General features: G+C 42.9%; 13 protein-coding genes. 1 reads left to right on the forward strand and 12 read right to left on the reverse strand.

Going from position 1 to position 17,581, the window contains the following annotated elements; translation table 11 throughout:
* The 11 genes from E0H94_RS00745 to E0H94_RS00795 form a co-directional block, all read right to left on the reverse strand.
* Positions 1 to 2,841: a monovalent cation/H+ antiporter subunit A gene (locus tag E0H94_RS00745; RefSeq protein ID WP_131324626.1), complete on the reverse strand. Its 2,841-nt coding sequence runs from the start codon at positions 2,839 to 2,841 to the stop codon at positions 1 to 3.
* 296 nt (positions 2,842 to 3,137) lie between these two features.
* Positions 3,138 to 4,517 carry an AAA family ATPase gene (locus E0H94_RS00750; RefSeq protein ID WP_131324627.1) on the reverse strand — a complete coding sequence of 460 codons (1,380 nt, stop codon included), beginning with the start codon at positions 4,515 to 4,517 and terminating at the stop codon, positions 3,138 to 3,140.
* 24 nt (positions 4,518 to 4,541) lie between these two features.
* Positions 4,542 to 6,047 (reverse strand): UvrD-helicase domain-containing protein, encoded by a 1,506-nt coding sequence (locus tag E0H94_RS00755; protein ID WP_131324628.1) that lies wholly within the window; start codon positions 6,045 to 6,047, stop codon positions 4,542 to 4,544.
* A 14-nt stretch (positions 6,048 to 6,061) separates the two neighbouring features.
* Positions 6,062 to 6,844: a bifunctional phosphoribosyl-AMP cyclohydrolase/phosphoribosyl-ATP diphosphatase HisIE gene (hisIE, locus tag E0H94_RS00760; protein WP_131324629.1), complete on the reverse strand. Its 783-nt coding sequence runs from the start codon at positions 6,842 to 6,844 to the stop codon at positions 6,062 to 6,064.
* Between the two features lie 175 nt (positions 6,845 to 7,019).
* Complete coding sequence (locus tag E0H94_RS00765) at positions 7,020 to 8,102, reverse strand: patatin-like phospholipase family protein (RefSeq protein ID WP_131324631.1); 1,083 nt, start codon at positions 8,100 to 8,102, stop codon at positions 7,020 to 7,022.
* A gap of 137 nt (positions 8,103 to 8,239) precedes the next feature.
* Positions 8,240 to 9,340 (reverse strand): hypothetical protein, encoded by a 1,101-nt coding sequence (locus tag E0H94_RS00770; RefSeq protein WP_131324633.1) that lies wholly within the window; start codon positions 9,338 to 9,340, stop codon positions 8,240 to 8,242.
* 68 nt (positions 9,341 to 9,408) lie between these two features.
* Entirely contained in the window at positions 9,409 to 10,854 is a 1,446-nt protein-coding gene (locus E0H94_RS00775; protein WP_131324634.1) for a hypothetical protein, read from the reverse strand.
* A 314-nt stretch (positions 10,855 to 11,168) separates the two neighbouring features.
* Positions 11,169 to 12,788 carry an ABC1 kinase family protein gene (locus E0H94_RS00780; RefSeq protein ID WP_131324635.1) on the reverse strand — a complete coding sequence of 540 codons (1,620 nt, stop codon included), beginning with the start codon at positions 12,786 to 12,788 and terminating at the stop codon, positions 11,169 to 11,171.
* An 18-nt stretch (positions 12,789 to 12,806) separates the two neighbouring features.
* A complete protein-coding gene (locus tag E0H94_RS00785) occupies positions 12,807 to 13,475 on the reverse strand; it encodes an SCP2 domain-containing protein (protein WP_131324636.1) in 669 nt (222 codons plus the stop codon).
* A 23-nt stretch (positions 13,476 to 13,498) separates the two neighbouring features.
* On the reverse strand, positions 13,499 to 14,443 hold the full coding sequence (gene ubiE, locus E0H94_RS00790; RefSeq protein ID WP_131324638.1) for a bifunctional demethylmenaquinone methyltransferase/2-methoxy-6-polyprenyl-1,4-benzoquinol methylase UbiE: 945 nt from the start codon (positions 14,441 to 14,443) through the stop codon (positions 13,499 to 13,501).
* Positions 14,444 to 14,609: 166 nt separating this feature from the next.
* The gene (locus tag E0H94_RS00795; protein ID WP_131324639.1) at positions 14,610 to 15,314 is read right to left on the reverse strand and encodes an FFLEELY motif protein; all 705 of its coding nucleotides are present in this window, start codon (positions 15,312 to 15,314) and stop codon (positions 14,610 to 14,612) included.
* 209 nt (positions 15,315 to 15,523) lie between these two features.
* Here E0H94_RS00795 and E0H94_RS00800 point away from each other — a divergent pair, with 209 nt between their 5' ends.
* The gene (locus tag E0H94_RS00800; RefSeq protein ID WP_131324640.1) at positions 15,524 to 16,942 is read left to right on the forward strand and encodes a phosphate--AMP phosphotransferase; all 1,419 of its coding nucleotides are present in this window, start codon (positions 15,524 to 15,526) and stop codon (positions 16,940 to 16,942) included.
* A 39-nt stretch (positions 16,943 to 16,981) separates the two neighbouring features.
* Here E0H94_RS00800 and E0H94_RS00805 read toward each other — a convergent pair whose 3' ends face one another.
* Entirely contained in the window at positions 16,982 to 17,488 is a 507-nt protein-coding gene (locus E0H94_RS00805; RefSeq protein ID WP_131324641.1) for a hypothetical protein, read from the reverse strand.
* Positions 17,489 to 17,581 lie beyond the last annotated feature (93 nt).

Below are 17,581 nucleotides of genomic sequence, written 5' to 3' on the forward strand. Positions count from 1 at the left end.
TTATTTCCCCTTTGGTAATGGACCAGACATGCTCGAGTGGCGTGAGTCACCCAAAACAGAAATCATCAGCATGGTTGCGCCGACCACTGTGACATAGACCCCAACATCAAATGCAGCCGCAGAAGCCAAGTGCATTTCGCCTAAAATTGGAGGTGAAACGTAGATGTGTGCGCTGGTCAGGAATGGACGTCCCCAGAACCATGCTGCAATTGCGGTTAATCCTGCAATGCTTAGACCTGCACCGATCCAGATTTCGTATAAGCGTCCAGATTTGGCGCGGAGCAATTGTTCGGCTTGGTCTTGACCTAAGGCAATATATTGAATAATCAATGCCAATGAGGTAATTAAGCCTGCAATAAAACCACCGCCAGGTTCATTATGTCCGCGTAGGAAAATATACAAGCTGATGACCAAAGCGAGCGGTAAAATCCAAGAGGATGCAATACGGAGCATTAACGGGGAGGGGTTAAAGCGATAGGTTAAACCTTGTGTGATGGTCGTACCATGTGTACGCATACCATCCATTAGACAGAGTGTGCCGATACCTGCAATCCCCAATACCGTGATCTCACCGAAGGTATCGAAACCACGGAAATCGACCAAAATCACGTTAACAACGTTGGAACCACCGCCGAGTGGAATTGACTGTTGTAAGAAGAACCAAGAAATTGAATTATGGTCACGCGTCAGAATCAGCCAAGTGATCCAACCAATGCCAAGTCCACCGACAATAGAAAGAATGGCATCGCGCCAACGACGTGCTTGACTGGATTCATAAGGTGTAAGCTGAGGTAAGAGTGATAAGCTCATGAGCAACAACACAGTGGTCACAACATCCACAGTAATTTGCGTTAAGGCTAAATCTGGTGCTGACAAAGTGACAAACACCATGGTCACAACTAAACCAATGGCACCACTAATCAGGACAGCTTTAATGCGTTCATGATGGAACCAGAGCATCATCCAGCAGGCAGAGAATAATAATAGCCATAGCACAATTGCGAGCATAGGTGCATGGGTCAGTTCACGTGTACCTGTGGTCAGCCCTTGCCCCATCAGAGGAACAGCGACCAAGACAATACTAAACGCTACGATCCAGAGCAGGTAAGTTTGCAAGGAGCCTGTTTCTGTTTTACGTTTAATTTTTCGTGATTTAAGAAGTAAGTGTTTGAGCAGAGACTCAAAGATGAGTTTGCCTTGAAAAGGTCCCAAGGCTGGGTCTAGGTCAATACTGCGAATCTTACGGTTCTTTGCTAGAACGAAGTAAAAGCTTAAACCGCCAACTAGAGCAATTAAACTCATCACTAAAGGCAAATTAAAACCATGCCAGATGGCCAAATGTGTTCCCGAAAAGTCATGTAACTGCGTACTGGCACGTGCCGTACTATTGACAATTTGCTCAACAGTGAGCGCAGGGAAAATGCCCACCATAATACAGAGAATTGCCAAGAGAATTGCGGGTGCCCGCATGCCGATAGGCGGCTCATGTCCATCTTTATTAGGAACTTGCTCACCCAGTGGGCCGTCAAAAAATACGCCGTGGATTAAGCGAGTCGAATAAGCAACTGCGAAAATACCTGCCAAGGTTGCAACGATGGCTGACAATATGAGTGCTGGACCACTCAAGTTTGCCAATAACTCGGTAAAGAACATTTCTTTGGACAGAAAGCCATTGGTTAGCGGAACACCTGCCATAGCCGCTGCGGTGACCATAGTGAGCGTGGCTGAAAACGGTAGTAATTGCCATACGCCACTTAATTTGCGTAAGTCGCGTGTTCCTGTTTCATGGTCAACAATGCCTGCAATCATAAACAAAGCCGCCTTAAAGGTGGCATGGTTGATGATATGGAAAATGGCAGCAGCGACAGCGAGGGGAGAGCCAATCCCCAACAGGCAGACGATTAAACCGAGATGACTGATGGTAGAGTAGGCCAGAAGCCCTTTCAGATCTTCTTTGAAAATGGCGAAGAATGCCGCCATACACAAAGTGAATAAGCCAACAAAGGTCACAATATTGTGATAGAGCGCAGCACCAGCAAAAATCGGTAGTAAGCGCGCCAGTAAGAAAATTCCCGCTTTCACCATGGTGGCTGAATGTAAATAGGCAGACACAGGTGTTGGGGCAGCCATGGCATTGGGGAGCCAGAAGTGGAAGGGGAACTGCGCACTTTTGGTAAAGGCACCGAGTAGAATCAGCAACAAGGTTGGAGTAAATAAGGCATGACTTTGAATATGTTCCGACATGGTCAGAATCTGGTCAATTTGATAAGTGCCTGTAATTTGCCCCAGTAAAATGAAGCCCCCCAGCATCGCCAAGCCCCCCATCCCCGTAATGGTAAGTGCCATACGCGAGCCACGTTGCGCAACATCATAGTTGCTCCAGTAGCCGACCAAGAGAAAAGAAGAAATACTGGTCAATTCCCAAAAAATTAACAGCAGAATTAAATTATTGGAAAGAGAGATACCCAACATCGCTGCCATAAACAACATGAGCAACAGATAAAGTTTGCTCAATGAGTTTTTTGGGCTGAGGTAATAATAGGCATAAATAAAAATGAGCGTGCCGATACCGGTGATCAGCAAAGAGAAAAGTAGACCTAAGGCGTCCAGACGGAAACTGAGATCAATGCCCAGTTGTGGTAACCAAGACCAACTTTGAGTAATGACTTCACCATGAAAGACCTGCTTTGCTTGAGTCAGTAACAGAATTAAACTACTTAGACTGACTCCGATAGCCCCGAAAGCCGTTACCCCGCGCGAAAAATTTTTCAGCCACGAGACAAGGGTTGTACCCAGTACTAACGGTAACAAGATAATAATTGGTAGCACACTTGTATCCATTGTCGTGATAGGTCGAAACCTATGGGTGAATCTTATCTTTCAAGGATTACAGGACAGCAAAGAGATATCCAAAAAAATTCAATCTTGAAAGCCGTAAAGAAAATATAAAAGCGAAAAACAAGTTGTGTTGCGCAACTTGCAAAACTATAGCAAAACAAAATTTTACTATAAAAAATTTGAATAAATCCGATCTTATTACATGAATAAAACAACATCAAACCTTTTCGTGCACACCTATCGAATTATTTGTTTTGAGTTCTAAATTGAACTTAAAGCAGCTGTGCTATTGCTAGAAATTAGGAGGATGGATCCTGAAAAGAAGAGTCATGCTCTTGTTGCCAAAGTTGCTGAAACTCTGCTTGTGCTTCTGGGGAGAGTTGTTGGATTTGTGCATACAACTGCTGTGCCGCAGAGATGGAGGGTTCATCTGACAATGGCTCAAGCTCCGTTACGCCAGAGAGCGAGAGTTGACTCAGTTCGGCATAAATTTGATCGAATTGTTGTTGGAGTGGCTGCAGTGCAATGTCGTGGATACCTTGTGCAGAAAGTTGCAGGCATTGATAGGCGGCTGCATTTTCGAGAAGTGCTGTGCGGTTCCCTGTGACAATAATTTGGAGTCGTGGAAAGGCTTGATGTAACTGTTGCAAAATTAGGCTGCAATGTTGCTGATCTAGTTGTTCATCAATCGCATCAATGAGTAAGATGCCGTCGCCCTCCAAGCACGGATAGAGGCTTAAGGGATTGAGTAAGCACATGCGTCGCACAATATCACCAATCAACGCAATCCAGTTTTTTTGAGTGCTGGAAAGTTGTTGGAATTGCATGATTTTGCCTTGATAGTTAACCATCAATTGCAGTTTGGGTTGATATTGCACAAAAATATCATTCAGTTCAGGCAAAACCATGCTCAGACTATCTTTTAGTGCTTTTAAGCAAGGTGCATGGAGTTGTGCATGCGCCTGAAATAGGGTATTCGGGATATTTTCGGGTTGTAGGTGTTGACCTAAATGTAACTTATCGCGCATCAGTTGCTGAAACAATTGTGCCGTCTGTGCATTTTCCAGATCACTAATTTCGCGAAACCATTCAAAGAAACGGCTAAAGGTGGTAAAGGGAATGGCAGCCACGTCATAGGCATACCCCGCCTGAAACACAATCGGGTTGTTCTTGCTCAGTAAATTGATTTCATTGACAAAACGTTCAGCAGGATAATAAGCAATAAGCGGTAAACCTTGCATCGGGTCTTGCTGTAGGGCTTGATGATAAAGCTGTACCAATTGTTCGAGTTGTAAAGTATCTGCTTTGCTCAGTCCAATGCCTTGTTGGCTGAGAGTTTTATAGAGTTGCCAGCTACAGCGGTTGGAAATCGCGGGTTGTATTGTTTCAGACTCTGCGAGGGTGCCAATATCGGTAGGAATTTCGACACAAATGTGAACCTTGGACTGTAGGCGACTATGCAGGATATCTTGATCCAACATGACTACACCTGCGCTACGCAGGTCTTTGTAACGGGCAGAAAACCACGTTAAGGCCTGATAGGCATGCTTGAGGATACTGGTTTTGCCTGTAGCTTGATCGCCTAAAATTAGGGTAATCGGTTGATCATGATAATGAAATTTAAGCTCTATATTGGCAAATAGATTGGTGTGTTTGAGCTGTAACGATTCGATTTTCATATAAGCCCCGCATTCGTGCAACGGCTAGCCTACTGCTTGGCGCAATGAGACAGGCATCCTATTTTTTAGTTGTTGCATCAAGTCGTAAATATGGTGAATATTTAGACTTACTTTAGCACGAGTACAGGCGACATACAGCAATCTTAACTCTTCGTCACTAATTTTATGGTCTTGTTCCGTCAGCTTAAACTGATAGTCATCTTCAATGTGTACACGATCCCATTCTAGCCCTTTGGCTTTGTGCGCCGTGGAAATAATATAGTCGGCTTGCTCAATCGGGGTAATTTTGGCTAAAGCACGTTTGAGCGGGTCAGTTCCATGATCATCCACCAATTTCACCAACGGTTTAATGTCGCTGCCTTCATTGGTTTCACAGTATTCATGCACATCGTGCCAAGAGTTAAACCAAGCCAGTTCAGGCACGTCGGTGACCCGTTTGCCTTGTTTCAACATGCTAGCGGCATCGACAAAACGATTTAATTTGACATGGTCGGCTTGCAGACTGACTTTATCGCCATGCACTAAACCTGAAAGCAACAGTTCCATGGCACGGGCATTGGTTCGACATAAAATTGCATCCCGCATTTTGGTGTGTGGTTTATTCACCACTTGAGAGTTGAGTCGTGGATTGCCCAACAGCGGCACTTTTTCATTGAGCGCACCCAAAATGGCATTGGCATTGTGCGCAATGCTTTCACCAAAGCGAAACGAGGTGGTGAGGCGAGATTCGGGTAAAGGGAGTTGCTGCATGGCATTGACGGCACCACGCCAAGCGTAAATCTGTTGATGTGCATCGCCGACATAAATCACTTGGGTATTTTTCTGACGTAATAAGATGCCCAACATTAACGGATCGGCATCTTGTGCTTCGTCAAATAGAACGTAATCGGCGGGAATATTCGGTTCAGACAGTGCCCACAGTTTCAGATAGACATCGTGTCCAATCCCTGCCTGATGATTTTGGTCAATTGATTCTAGCCAACGTCGTTCAATAGCAGGATAAAGATGCTTTTGTAAGGTGTCGATATCGTCGGGATGCAACCAATTCGGGGCTTGCAAATGCCGTGGAGCAGGGTACTGTGAACTGGTGGAGCAGAAATAGCTCACTGCATTTGCCACTAAACTGGCAAGCCGACTCGGCATCAGCACGTACTTTTCATAACGCCCACCCATCATGCGTCTTAGGGTAATCGGTTCTAGCCGATACTCTTTAGCAATAAAGCTTGGACTTAAACGGGGCAAACGCAGTTTGTCGGTGATTCCACGTGGAACACTGCGAAATGCCAGTGAATGGAAGGTACGGCAGTCTACGTTGCGATGAAATTTACTTTGAGCTTCTGCTGCGATGGCTTTGTTAAACGCCAGATACATGCCACGTCGTTGCGGCATGGCATCACTGATCATTTGCAGGGTAGTGGTTTTACCTGTGCCGGCATAGGCAATCACTTTAAAGGATTGCCCCAGACGCGCGTTATCAATGGCAGTCGCCTGCTCATAGGTTGCGCTCGGTTTCTGATTGATATTCGACACAGGGAAAATAAGATTTAGTGGTTACGGTTGGCTTTTTCGACCAAACCCGATAAGCCTTGGCGTCGTGCCAATTCATTCAATACCAATTGTGGATCTAAGTCAAAATGACCAAGCATCACAATGGTATGGAACCATAAATCTGCCACTTCATAAATCAAATCATTTTTATTGTCTTCATTGGCGACCAATTGAAATTCTTTTGCGGCAAGAATCGTTTCAATGCTTTCTTCACCAATTTTTTCTAGAATTTTATTGAGACCTTTGTGATAGAGCTTTGCCACATAAGACGAGTCTGGATCTGCACCTTTACGCTCAGCCATCATTTGGCTGAGGTATGACAGCACTTCAACTTGCTCAGACTGCGCCGTTGAGGCATTCATCGCCAATGTATGGGGGTTGGTTGATTTTTCAGCATAAATCTGGCTTGGATCTTTTAATTGTGCATCCACAATTTCCCAGCCTTGTGGGGTGAGTTTGCGGTAAAAACACGATTCACGACCTGTATGGCAGGCAATACCGCCATGCTGTTCAATTTGCAGAACGATCACATCGGCATCACAATCGAGGCGAATTTCATATACAGTCTGGAAATGCCCTGATTCTTCGCCTTTGTGCCACAACTTGTTGCGTGAACGGGAAAAATAAACCGCCTGATTTTTTTCAGCAGTGAGTGCCAAGGCTTCGCGGTTCATCCAAGCGACCATCAGCACACGTCCTGTTTGATGATGCTGTGCAATGGCAGGGACTAAACCTTGTTCGTTAAATTTTACTTCATCGAGCCAGCGCACGTTGTTCATAGGGACTTCACCAAAATCAGTTAATCGAAAAGAATATTCAAGTTGATGCGAAAAACATCAGGCTATAGTGTAGGTGATCAGGTTGGATTTGTGTTAATTATCTTTCATCAATTTAGCCAGTCGATATGACGCAACATGAACTTGGACGCTGAGTTCATGCTGCATGTGGCGCTGTTTACAGTGCTTGCATGACCTCTGCAAAGCGCTGCTTTTCGACCAGTTCCAAGAACTCATCGCCCAAGCGTTGGCTTTCAGCCACGCATTGTTTCCAGAGTTGGATACGACGTTGTGGCTCCATGCCTTTGAGGGTGAAATCTTTACGATCCGGTAAACGTCCTAAGGGTAAGTGTGCCAGATATTCCTGTGAAGGAGAAATCAGCAGGGTGCGTGCTTGATGGGTTGGGTTGGATTTTCTCGATTTAAACATCTTGTCGAACCAACCCGGAGTAATGCTGTCGCTGAAATGCGGATAGAGCACAATACCTTGGCTTTCAAAGGGTAAATCGATGTGATAGTCGATCAAGCCCCCATCGCGATAAGCACCTTGCGGGGCATCGCTGATATTTTTGACCGCAGGGGTTACCCCGGGGATTGAACCTGACGCCATGAGCCAGTCTGCAACATTGTCTGGGTTGAAGTTCAGATAATGGGTTTTAAAACTATCGTCTTTGATTTTAAATTGTGGGAAGTTTTTTGGTTGGCAGATGACCCGTTGCATAAAAAGATTTAAATGCTGACGTGCAATCGCATTGCTGCCGACAATGCCAAGTAATGAACCATATAGAGCCAGTCGTTGATCACTTTGGAAGAGGTGTTCGGCTTTTGCGGCAATAATGGTGAGGTGATAATCGGGATGATCGACCAATTTTTGCGTTTGCTGATTTAAAATTCCAGCCAGCATCTCGCGTGAAATTTTCTCGATATCGGCCATTTTCATTTTTTGATGAAAAGGCAAATGAATATAAAGCTCTGCCAATTGCTCAGGCCCAAGCTTTTCACCTTGCGCCAAAATTCCTGCAAAACGCCATGCACCGACTGAAGAGCCGACCAAAAAGCGGCGTTGTTTGGCTTGTGGAAGGAAAGTTCCAAAGATGGCCTGATCAAGTCCTGTTAAACCTATACCTTTGGGACCACCTGCTGCACCAGGAACAATATCGACTTGTTGGGCATGTAAGCCTTGTTGTTGGATGAGTTGGCGTGCCAGATGACCAGCACGAATATTCAGGGCGGGAGAGCGCTTTTCAAGAATTTGAATCATGGTGCAATGATAAATATACAAATGTGCACTCAGTTTAAAAGTTCTGTCTGATGGCTCAATGGCGGGGAAAAACTTTAGGTGACTTTGCAGTCATATCGGGAATAAAAAAGCCTGAAGGGTTCAGGCTTTTTTGATGCTTAGAAACCGTGGTATTGAATGCCAATAGAAGCCAATCCATAACGTTTGTCTAAACGGGAAGCAGTGACCCCATTATATATAAAGGGTACATAGCCAATTAAGTTATTTTGGAAAATCTGACCTTGTAGGTAAGCTGTCAATTTAGGTGTGAAGTCATAACTGAACTTGGCACCAATGGTATGATTGTCTTTAATCGCTTGATTGCCAAAATTAGAAACACGGTCATCGATATTGTCGCGCCAAAAGCGCTGGTATTGATAGGCAAGCTGGCTTTCAAACTGTTTATAGCGCCAGTTCCATGAGCCACCTAGGGAAGCATAGTAGCTGTCATAGTTGAGATCTTTTTGGATATCCAAGTCAAATCGATCAGCATAATTTCCTATATCAATATCATGTACAATTAGACCGTCAATAATACACTGACCAATTGGTGTTCCTGTTAACTGATTATTCGAGTTAATATTGATATTGGCTTTACAATCCCGTCCATCCCCCGTTAAATGAACCATCAAATCCAATGCATCAACTTTAACTTTACTATATCCTAAAGAACCAAATAAATTCACTTGATTCATAAAGTCAATTTTATGGGTATAAATAGTATCGAGCTGAATTTGAGTATCACGTGGATTAGAAACAACTACCTCATTAATTGTACGGCCATTAACATTGGTTGGGGAAGTTTTTGCTAACTCATCAGCTTGATTGCCCCAGAAAGAAAGTTTAAAAGCAAGGTTAGATCGATCAGTAGAAAGACTTGCCGGAAAGTAAGTAATACCTAAGGCTCCAGAATTTAACTTATTCGTATCTTTGCCAAACTCAATTTCTCGACGCCAATAGTCAGCATTGATAGACCATTCAGGATGAAATTGATATTGGGCATTTATATGTGTACCAATATAATCTCCAGAATCGCCTTGAACACCTTCGCTTTCTCGTATATCCAAAAAGTCGACAGTATCGTTAACTAAATCTAGGCTTACATTAGTCGTAAGTTTGTTTTTAGCAGGCGTGGCTTGTAAAAACAAATCATCGGGCGCAGCATAAGTATGAGAAATAATAAATGCTACTGAAATAAAAAGTAATGATTGATTTTTCAACTTTAATTACCAAATAGAAAGTGAGGGAAAAGCCAGTGATGAATCACTGGCTTTTTTTTAATTTTTGATTATTGAATCGTAAAGTAGCCTGTAGTGGTCATACCGCTGAAGGCAGTTGCAGGTTTATTTGGAATACTAAATGTACCGAGGTTTAATCCTAAAGTTGCAGAGATCGGATACTTAGTCGGAGCAACAAAAACAGATACATCCGCATTAACGAAGTTGCTTGAAGTAATCAAATTCTTATAGTCAGTATAAGGTTCACGTAAAGCTGTGAATTTATTTGCTAGATCTGATAGAGAAATTGAATCACCTGTAAACTCAGTATCCTGTGCAACTTCGAATGAACCCTTAATTGAATTTGCCAGAGTTGTTTCAATTTCAATTACAGCGCCAGCCGGAATAGTAATTTTGCTGATGGCAATATTATTATCAAATGAAACGTTTACATTGCTAATATACGCGGTCAAGGTTTCAGGCTGGCCATTTTGACCAATTGCAGCAGTAGCCCGGAAGCCTAATTTAATAGAATCTGTATCTGTAATCGCTTTATTTAAAATAAACTTCACTTGAGCTAGAGAATCAATAGCATTCTTATCAACTGATAGACGCGCATCATTTCGAGAATTAATAATTTCTTGAATATTTTTATTTGCAACGCTCAGTTCACTATAGCTAGCAGAGACAATGTTATCCTGAATGTCAGCAATCACAGTAGGGTTGCCAGTTAAATAATCTTCTAACTTAGCATTTCCTGTTGAAGTTAGAGCTGTATTGATAATAGTAGTTACAGCTTCTACTTTTGCTTGATTCTCTTCTAATGCTGTTTTAACTTCATCAGAGGCAGATTGTGCAGCAGTATTGAATATGAGTGTTACAGCCGTCGTATTTACCCCTAAATCAGTCAGAAGAGGCGCACTAGCTGCTGCTGTTTGAATGGCTTTAGCCGCTTGCTCAGTCGTTAAACCAGAATCTTCAAGCTGAATTAAAATTTGTTGTAATACAAATACTGCTGCTTGTTGATTATTAGATCCTTCAGCAATTGGATCAAATGTAGTGACATCTTTATTCAGATTAAAGCCTAGCTGACTAAGCACATTTTGAAATTCAGCTTCTGGTAGTTCAGCCTGTAAAGTAGTTAGAGGAGTGGCAACTATTTCATTAGTCGATGAAGCTTGATAATTAATAGGTTTAACTTTTAACTCTCCAGCAAATGGCAGTTTGGTAACCGTATCAACACCGCCGGTAATGATAAAACCAGTTTCTTGACAATTTGCTGTTGTTTTAAAAGTAAATTTACCATTTTCATCTGTTTTTAGATTTGGATTGGCTTCTTTACAAGCAGAGTTAGTGAAGTCAACATCTGCACCAGCTAAATAAAAATCCACAGCTGTACCAGAAATAGTTTTTGGAGTAAAAGGTGTTTCAGAACTACCTCCACCTCCGCCCCCACCACAAGCAGTTAGTAAAATTGCAGATGCTAAGGTTGACCATTTTAAGGCGCGATTCTTCATTGAGTGTTCCCTAGTTTTTTTGTGAAGATTTTTAAATTTATTCAATAGTATATTTTTTAACTGTTTTTTTAATAATTTTTTTTAAAATTAATTTCTAACTTATACTTAAATTGTATTCTTCATTCTGTGTTTTTTATACATTTATTTTAACTTAATGTATATTTTTTAAATGCTTATCTATATTTTTAGTTATTGAAAATAAGTCTAAAAATATCATTATATTATTCACGTATATAATGATATTTCTATTCTATAAGATTATTTTCAACACATTGATCAGATTAATACTTAGAATTTTAAGTAGATTTAAATATTTATTTAAAAACACGCCACACAGCGAGCACACTTGCCAGCACAATGAGAATGACCGAAACAAACCACGGCGTAATAATCGCAATGGAGAGGAAAATGGCCATCAAGCTGCCGAATATCCAGCTACGCTTTTGTTGGTGTTCCATTTGTAGGCGTAGGCTTTGCAGTTCATTTAGCTGTTTCGCGTTCCAAGCCGACTGATTTTTTAAGCCATTTAAGCTATCGACCAACAGGGTTGGAAAATCTTGTGCACCCAACAGTAAATCAGGAATTTTCTGTCCGAGTTCTTTCAGATTTTTTTGTGGATTCATTTGGGCTTTGATCCAATCCGTCAGGATTGGTTTTGCCAAGCTCCAAATGTCTAATTCTGGATACAGGTCAGTGCCTAAGCCTTCCACGTGTACCAATGTTTTCAGGAGTAACATCAGTTGCGGTGGAATTTCCAAATGGAAACGGCGTGCAATATCCATGACCTGAATCAGAATACCGGCAAAGTCCAACTCATGCATTGGTTTCGAGACCATGGGTCCGACCGTGCGGCGCATTTCGCGTGCCAAGGCATCTTGATCGGTGCCTGGTGGAATCCAGCCTGCTTGATGCACAATTTGAATCAGTTGCATGAAGTCACTGTTCATCACCGCCAGTAACATGCGCGCAACGGTCATTTGGTCGTGTTTAGACAGCTCGCCCATAATCGCACAGTCCAGTGCAATAAAGCGTGGATTGCTTGGGTTGATGGTCTCGACAAACACGTTACCAGGATGCATATCTGCATGGAAAAAGTTGTCGCGGAACACTTGGGTAAAGAAGATGGTTAACCCTTTCTCTGACAAATCTTTACGATCCATGCCCATGCGGTCAAAAGTCGCCGTGTCAGAAATCGGCACGCCGGTAATGCGTTCCGCCACCATCACTTCTTTACTGTCCATATAGACTTCAGGCACATACATCATGCTTGAACCGGTAAAGTAGTGACGCATACGACGCGTATTGTCTGCTTCTAGGGTTAAATCCAGTTCATTCAGGATAATTTGACGATAGTCCTGAATAATTTCGGAAAGATGCAGTGCACGTGCAGCTTCTAGGCGTTTTTCTAGAGTCGCACCGAGCCATTCCAGAATTTCAAAATCTTGCAGAATTTGGCTACGGATATCGGGGCGGGTGACTTTGACCACCACTTCACGCCCATCATGCAGGGCAGCGGTATGGACTTGCGCAATCGAAGCAGCTGCAAGCGGCTGTTCATCAAAACGACTGAACAAAGTGGCAACATCGGCTTTGAGCGATTGCTGAATGCGCGTTTTCGCTACATCGGTACTGAACGGTTTCACTCGATCTTGTAATAATACCAACTGTGCCAAAACTTCAGGTGGAATTAAGTCACGGCGAGTGGAAAGCAACTGCCCCAGCTTAATCGCCAAAGGCCCCATGTCTTCGAGCGCTTGCTTTAGTTTGAGTGGATTTTTACGTTCTTTACTCGACCATGCCGCAGGGTGCATACGAATAAAAGCTAAGGCATGACGGGCCTTCTCAGGTAATTCTTCCGCAGGAAACAACGTGTCGAGTCTATAGTGCGCAGCAATGCGCCAAAGTTCGAGTAAACGTGAAACGTGCGGAATCATAAAGTGTATTACCTAAATTTAAAGAGAGTCTGGGAGTGCATCGATTTGACGTTGCAGTTGTTGGATTTTGGCTTCTGTACGGTCAATATTTTGATTGAGAACCCGTGTATCTTGTTGCAAGTCATCCATTTGCCAACGTGCAGCAAACAAGCCTGAATCTTCTTTGAGTGCATCTTCAGCAAAGAATAAATGACTGTGCAAAGAGCGCTTAAGATGCTTGGGTGCCAGTTGAATTTTACCCAGTTCATGTGCCAAGGCAGGGCCAATCCAAGGACTGAGATGCGCCGCCAAATCAGGTTCAGCCTGTTGCATGATCCTTTGGATATCTTGCAGTAAATGGTAATCGCCCTGTACAGGAATGGTACCCACATCTTCCGCCAAAAATAATTTTAGTAATTCCACTACATTTTTAACCTGTAAGGTTGCAGTGGCTGGCATAGATGTTTGTTGCGGGTCAAACGGGCGTTGCTCAAAAATGGACGGACGTTCTGCTTGACCTGTGACAGTTGGTTCAAGACGAACTTTATCTTGATCAAAGAACACATCCACCGAGAGTTGCGGGGAGTCGAGTACCACACGCAACATTTTGCCTTGCAGTTGATTGAGCTGAATACGCGTGATGGCATCCAGATCAATCACATGGTGAATCAAGCGTTCAACTGCACCGAGTGCCAGAATCGACCACATAGCTTAACCTTCACCCAGTCCGTTTAGAGTTTGAAACCACGGTGTACCGCGACGATACCACCTGTTAGGTTATGGTAGTCACAGTTCTGGAAGCCTGCCTGTTCCATCATGCCTTTTAGGGTACGTTGGTCTGGGTGCATACGAATGGATTCAGCGAGATATTTATAACTTTCAGCATCATTGGCAATAATTTTGCCCATGATTGGCAGTGCAGTGAACGAATATAAGTCGTAGAGTTTCGAGAACGGTTCAAACACAGGTTTAGAGAATTCTAAAATCAATAAGCGACCGCCTGGTTTTAACACACGATACATTGCTGCCAGTGCAGCGTCTTTATCGGTCACGTTACGTAAACCAAAGCTGATGGTAAGCAGGTCAAAGCTGTTATCGGCAAAAGGTTCAAGTGTTTCAGCATTCGCCAAGACGAAGTCGACATTGGTACAGCCTGCATCAATCAGGCGGTCACGACCGACGTTTAACATTGATTCGTTAATATCTGACAAGACCACATGACCCGTAGGTCCTACTTCGCGGCTAAACACTTTAGCCAAGTCCCCTGTACCACCAGCAATGTCTAACACGTGTTGACCACGACGTACACCTGACATGTTAATGGCAAAACGCTTCCATAAGCGGTGAATACCAAATGACATCAGGTCATTCATGATGTCGTATTTGCTGGCAACCGAATGGAATACTTCGGCAACTTTTTGCGCTTTATCTTCACTGCTGACAGTTTGATAACCGAAGTGTGTGGTTGCACCAACATTACCTGTGTTGGCGCCGCGTGGCAGATTGTATTTTGGCACTGTGCCGCTGACAGGTGTATCCGTTAATTGTTGTTGTAATGATTGTTGCTGTCCTTGAGGGATACCTTCAGGGAGTGGGCTGTTTAGGAAGGGGCTGACTTTGTCTGTTTGTTGAGCCGACTCAGAAGGAGGGGTAGGCGTTTGATTTTCATTAGACATTCAAGTCACTCCTAACATAAAAATAGGGTTAATGTTGCAGTGCAAGCATGATGACAGATTCTTGGCCGATGTGCAGCAATCATCATGCAATTGTTATGAATAATATACAGAAAAAAACTTTGCGCTGTAGGTTCGCTCAAGCGTTTATCCTGCTGTGGATGTGCTTTTACTGAAAGGGATGCAGATCGCCCGCATGCACTTTGCCAATAATTTGACGTTCGATGGCGGTAAAATCTTTGACAAACTGCTCTGCCGATTTTAATGGCTTCATCGCCAAAAAACCGTCCTGCATAAACTCATACATCACATCGAAATGGTGTTTGTAAGCCACCCCTTTACACATTTTAAACGCGGTATAGACCATAAATGAGCGCATATATTTGTCGAGGCTGGCACCCAGTTGATCGAGCAGCTCCAGTTGGTGTAAACGTGGCTGTCCTTGATCGAGTTTAAGGTAACTGAGACGCATCATTTCATCGGTGAGTGGTGTATTTGGAGCATAGTCTGCTAACAATTGGAGTGCGACCTGCTCATCCAACTGTACGGCGAGAATGGCCAATTCAACACCTGCAGTACCTGTTTTAATCGCATTGTCTGGAATGAGCTTCTCCGCTTTATGCACATATTTCATCATGCGTGCAATTTGTTTGGACAACGCATCAAAGTCAGGGCCGCCGTACAAACGGTTCAAAAAGTACTGCGCCATCAATTGGTTGTTTTTTACCGAGAAGTGCTGTTGATGGGTGCGTTGCATGCGATGTTTTTGCCACATTTGCACATCTTGCAGACGTTGAAATAGCTCAGCATTATTGTGATATTGCAATTGATAATACTGCTCTAGTAGGTCATCTAGGACTGCAAGTTTAGACATGTGCTATCTCGATTTGAAACATGTGCAAATCTTAGAGCTTGTTGCAAGTTATCGCTATGACAAAATGATCGAATACGGCATGAAAATCAGCCAATTTGTCATGAAATTAGATAAAGATCTGTCAAAATACTTATTCCGCTTGTTTTATACTGAAACAAAATGATGGTTTAAAATATTGAAAAATAATTTGAAATTTAGGGTAAAAACTTATGGTAAAAGAACAATCAGAACCAACCTTGGCTGATGAAGATCAACTGTCGCTTGATTTAATCGATGCACAATATGCATTAAAAGATACCCAAGATCAGCCAAATGCCAAAAGCGTTTTGGTGTTGGTGAGCGGTATTGAACTGGCGGGTAAAGGCGAAGCGGTAAAACAACTCCGCGAATGGATGGATCCGCGTTATTTGCGGGTGAAAGCGGATGCTCCTGTCATGTTTAACAATACCCAGCCATTTTGGCAGCCTTATGCACGCTTTATTCCTGCCGAAGGGCAAATTGCCGTGATGTTTGGGAATTGGTACGGAGATTTACTCACAACGGCTTTGCATGTGTCACAGCCCTTAGATGAAACGCTCTATGATGAATATGTCGATAATATGCGTGCCTATGAACAAGACCTAAAAAACAACCATGTGGATGTGATTAAAATTTGGTTTGATTTGTCTTGGAAGTCTTTGCAAAAGCGTTTGGATAATATGGATGCCAGTGAGTTGCACTGGCATAAATTGCATGGTTTAAACTGGCGCAATAAAAAACAATATGACCGCTTACAAAAATTACGACAACGCTTTACCGAAGATTGGATCATTATTGATTGTGAAGACGAAAAATCGCGTGATCAACAATTTGCCAAACATGTCTTAAGAGCCTTAGAACATTGCCCAGAGCATGTGAAATCGGCACAGCATAAATGGAAGCAGGCCGATATCCCCACGGTGCTACAACAGCCGCCTGTGGAAAAAATTGATAAGAATGAATATAAGCTAGAGCTTGATAAGTTGACTCGAAAAGTGGCAGATGCATTACGTTTTGGAGAACGCAATGTGATTATTGCCTTAGAAGGGATGGATGCAGCAGGTAAAGGCGGAGCGATTAAACGGATTGTCAAAAGTTTAGACCCGCGTGAATATGAAATTTATAGTATTGCTGCGCCTGAAAAATATGAATTGCGTCATCCATATTTGTGGCGTTTCTGGAACAAAATACAACCCAATGAACGGATTAGTATTTTTGATCGGACTTGGTATGGGCGGGTTTTGGTGGAGCGGGTTGAAGGCTTTGCCAGTGATGTGGAGTGGCAGCGCGCTTTTGAAGAAATCAACCGTTTTGAAAAGGATTTAAGTGATAGCCAAATTGTCGTGGTCAAAATATGGCTCTCGATTAGTAAAGATGAGCAATATGCACGCTTTAAAGAACGAGAAAAAACGCCACATAAGCGCTTTAAAATTACCCCAGAGGATTGGCGCAATCGGGAAAAGTGGGACGAATATTTGCATGCGGCGGCGGATATGTTTGAACGCACCAATACCGACTATGCACCGTGGTACATTATTGCCAATGATGACAAATACAGTGCGCGACTGGAAATTCTAAGAAGTATTTTGAAGCAACTCAAAGCCGATTAACAATGGCTTTGAGCAATCTGATTTAAGCGAAACCTATTTTTAAACGAGTGCTTGTAGGTTTTGTTTTTGCTGGATGGATTTGGCGAGTTTGTAGCAATCCTCGACATGTGCTTCAGCCACTTTTTTCATGACAAAATAGCCAAGACCTGCCGCGACCAACTGACCGCCCAGAGGAATATATTTACTGACTTGTTTGGTAATCATTTTGGAGGCGACATTGTGGATTGAGTTTTTCACAGCAGTACGCGCCACGACTAAACCAGAAAACTCAAAACCGCGTTTACGCAGTTCATGCCAGTGAATTTGTTTAGTTTCTAAATCAAACACACTGATTTGTTCGGGTGCAAGCCCAAAGCGGGCATTAATTTCAGGAATTAATTGTGACAAAAGTCCGACATCAATCACGACATCCAAAAACGGCACAGGGATAACAGCTGCGCCCGCAGAAACATAAGCACGTTTTTGTACCATTTCTAAGCATTCAGCCCGTATTTGTTCTAGATTTAACGAGGCATCAATTGAATCGGGAATGTTGTCTATTTTCATTGTGTACTCTAAACCTTGTATCCATTTTTATATTGAAGCATCTTTAAGCTTCGATTTTCAAAGTCATTTTTAAATCGAAGTTCGATTATAACG

This window comes from Acinetobacter sp. ANC 4173, from assembly GCF_004331255.1.
Classification (GTDB): domain Bacteria; phylum Pseudomonadota; class Gammaproteobacteria; order Pseudomonadales; family Moraxellaceae; genus Acinetobacter.

What these genes read in the sequence shown, in the direction of transcription:
- E0H94_RS00800 (WP_131324640.1), top strand. Translation starts at nt 15,524, where the DNA reads ATGGTAAAAGAACAATCAGAACCAACCTTGGCTGATGAAGATCAACTG.
- E0H94_RS00795 (WP_131324639.1), bottom strand. Translation starts at nt 15,314, where the DNA reads ATGTCTAAACTTGCAGTCCTAGATGACCTACTAGAGCAGTATTATCAA.
- E0H94_RS00765 (WP_131324631.1), bottom strand. Translation starts at nt 8,102, where the DNA reads ATGATTCAAATTCTTGAAAAGCGCTCTCCCGCCCTGAATATTCGTGCT.
- ubiE (WP_131324638.1), bottom strand. Translation starts at nt 14,443, where the DNA reads ATGTCTAATGAAAATCAAACGCCTACCCCTCCTTCTGAGTCGGCTCAA.
- E0H94_RS00745 (WP_131324626.1), bottom strand. Translation starts at nt 2,841, where the DNA reads ATGGATACAAGTGTGCTACCAATTATTATCTTGTTACCGTTAGTACTG.
- E0H94_RS00750 (WP_131324627.1), bottom strand. Translation starts at nt 4,517, where the DNA reads ATGAAAATCGAATCGTTACAGCTCAAACACACCAATCTATTTGCCAAT.
- E0H94_RS00775 (WP_131324634.1), bottom strand. Translation starts at nt 10,854, where the DNA reads ATGAAGAATCGCGCCTTAAAATGGTCAACCTTAGCATCTGCAATTTTA.
- E0H94_RS00780 (WP_131324635.1), bottom strand. Translation starts at nt 12,788, where the DNA reads ATGATTCCGCACGTTTCACGTTTACTCGAACTTTGGCGCATTGCTGCG.
- E0H94_RS00785 (WP_131324636.1), bottom strand. Translation starts at nt 13,475, where the DNA reads ATGTGGTCGATTCTGGCACTCGGTGCAGTTGAACGCTTGATTCACCAT.
- hisIE (WP_131324629.1), bottom strand. Translation starts at nt 6,844, where the DNA reads ATGAACAACGTGCGCTGGCTCGATGAAGTAAAATTTAACGAACAAGGT.
- E0H94_RS00805 (WP_131324641.1), bottom strand. Translation starts at nt 17,488, where the DNA reads ATGAAAATAGACAACATTCCCGATTCAATTGATGCCTCGTTAAATCTA.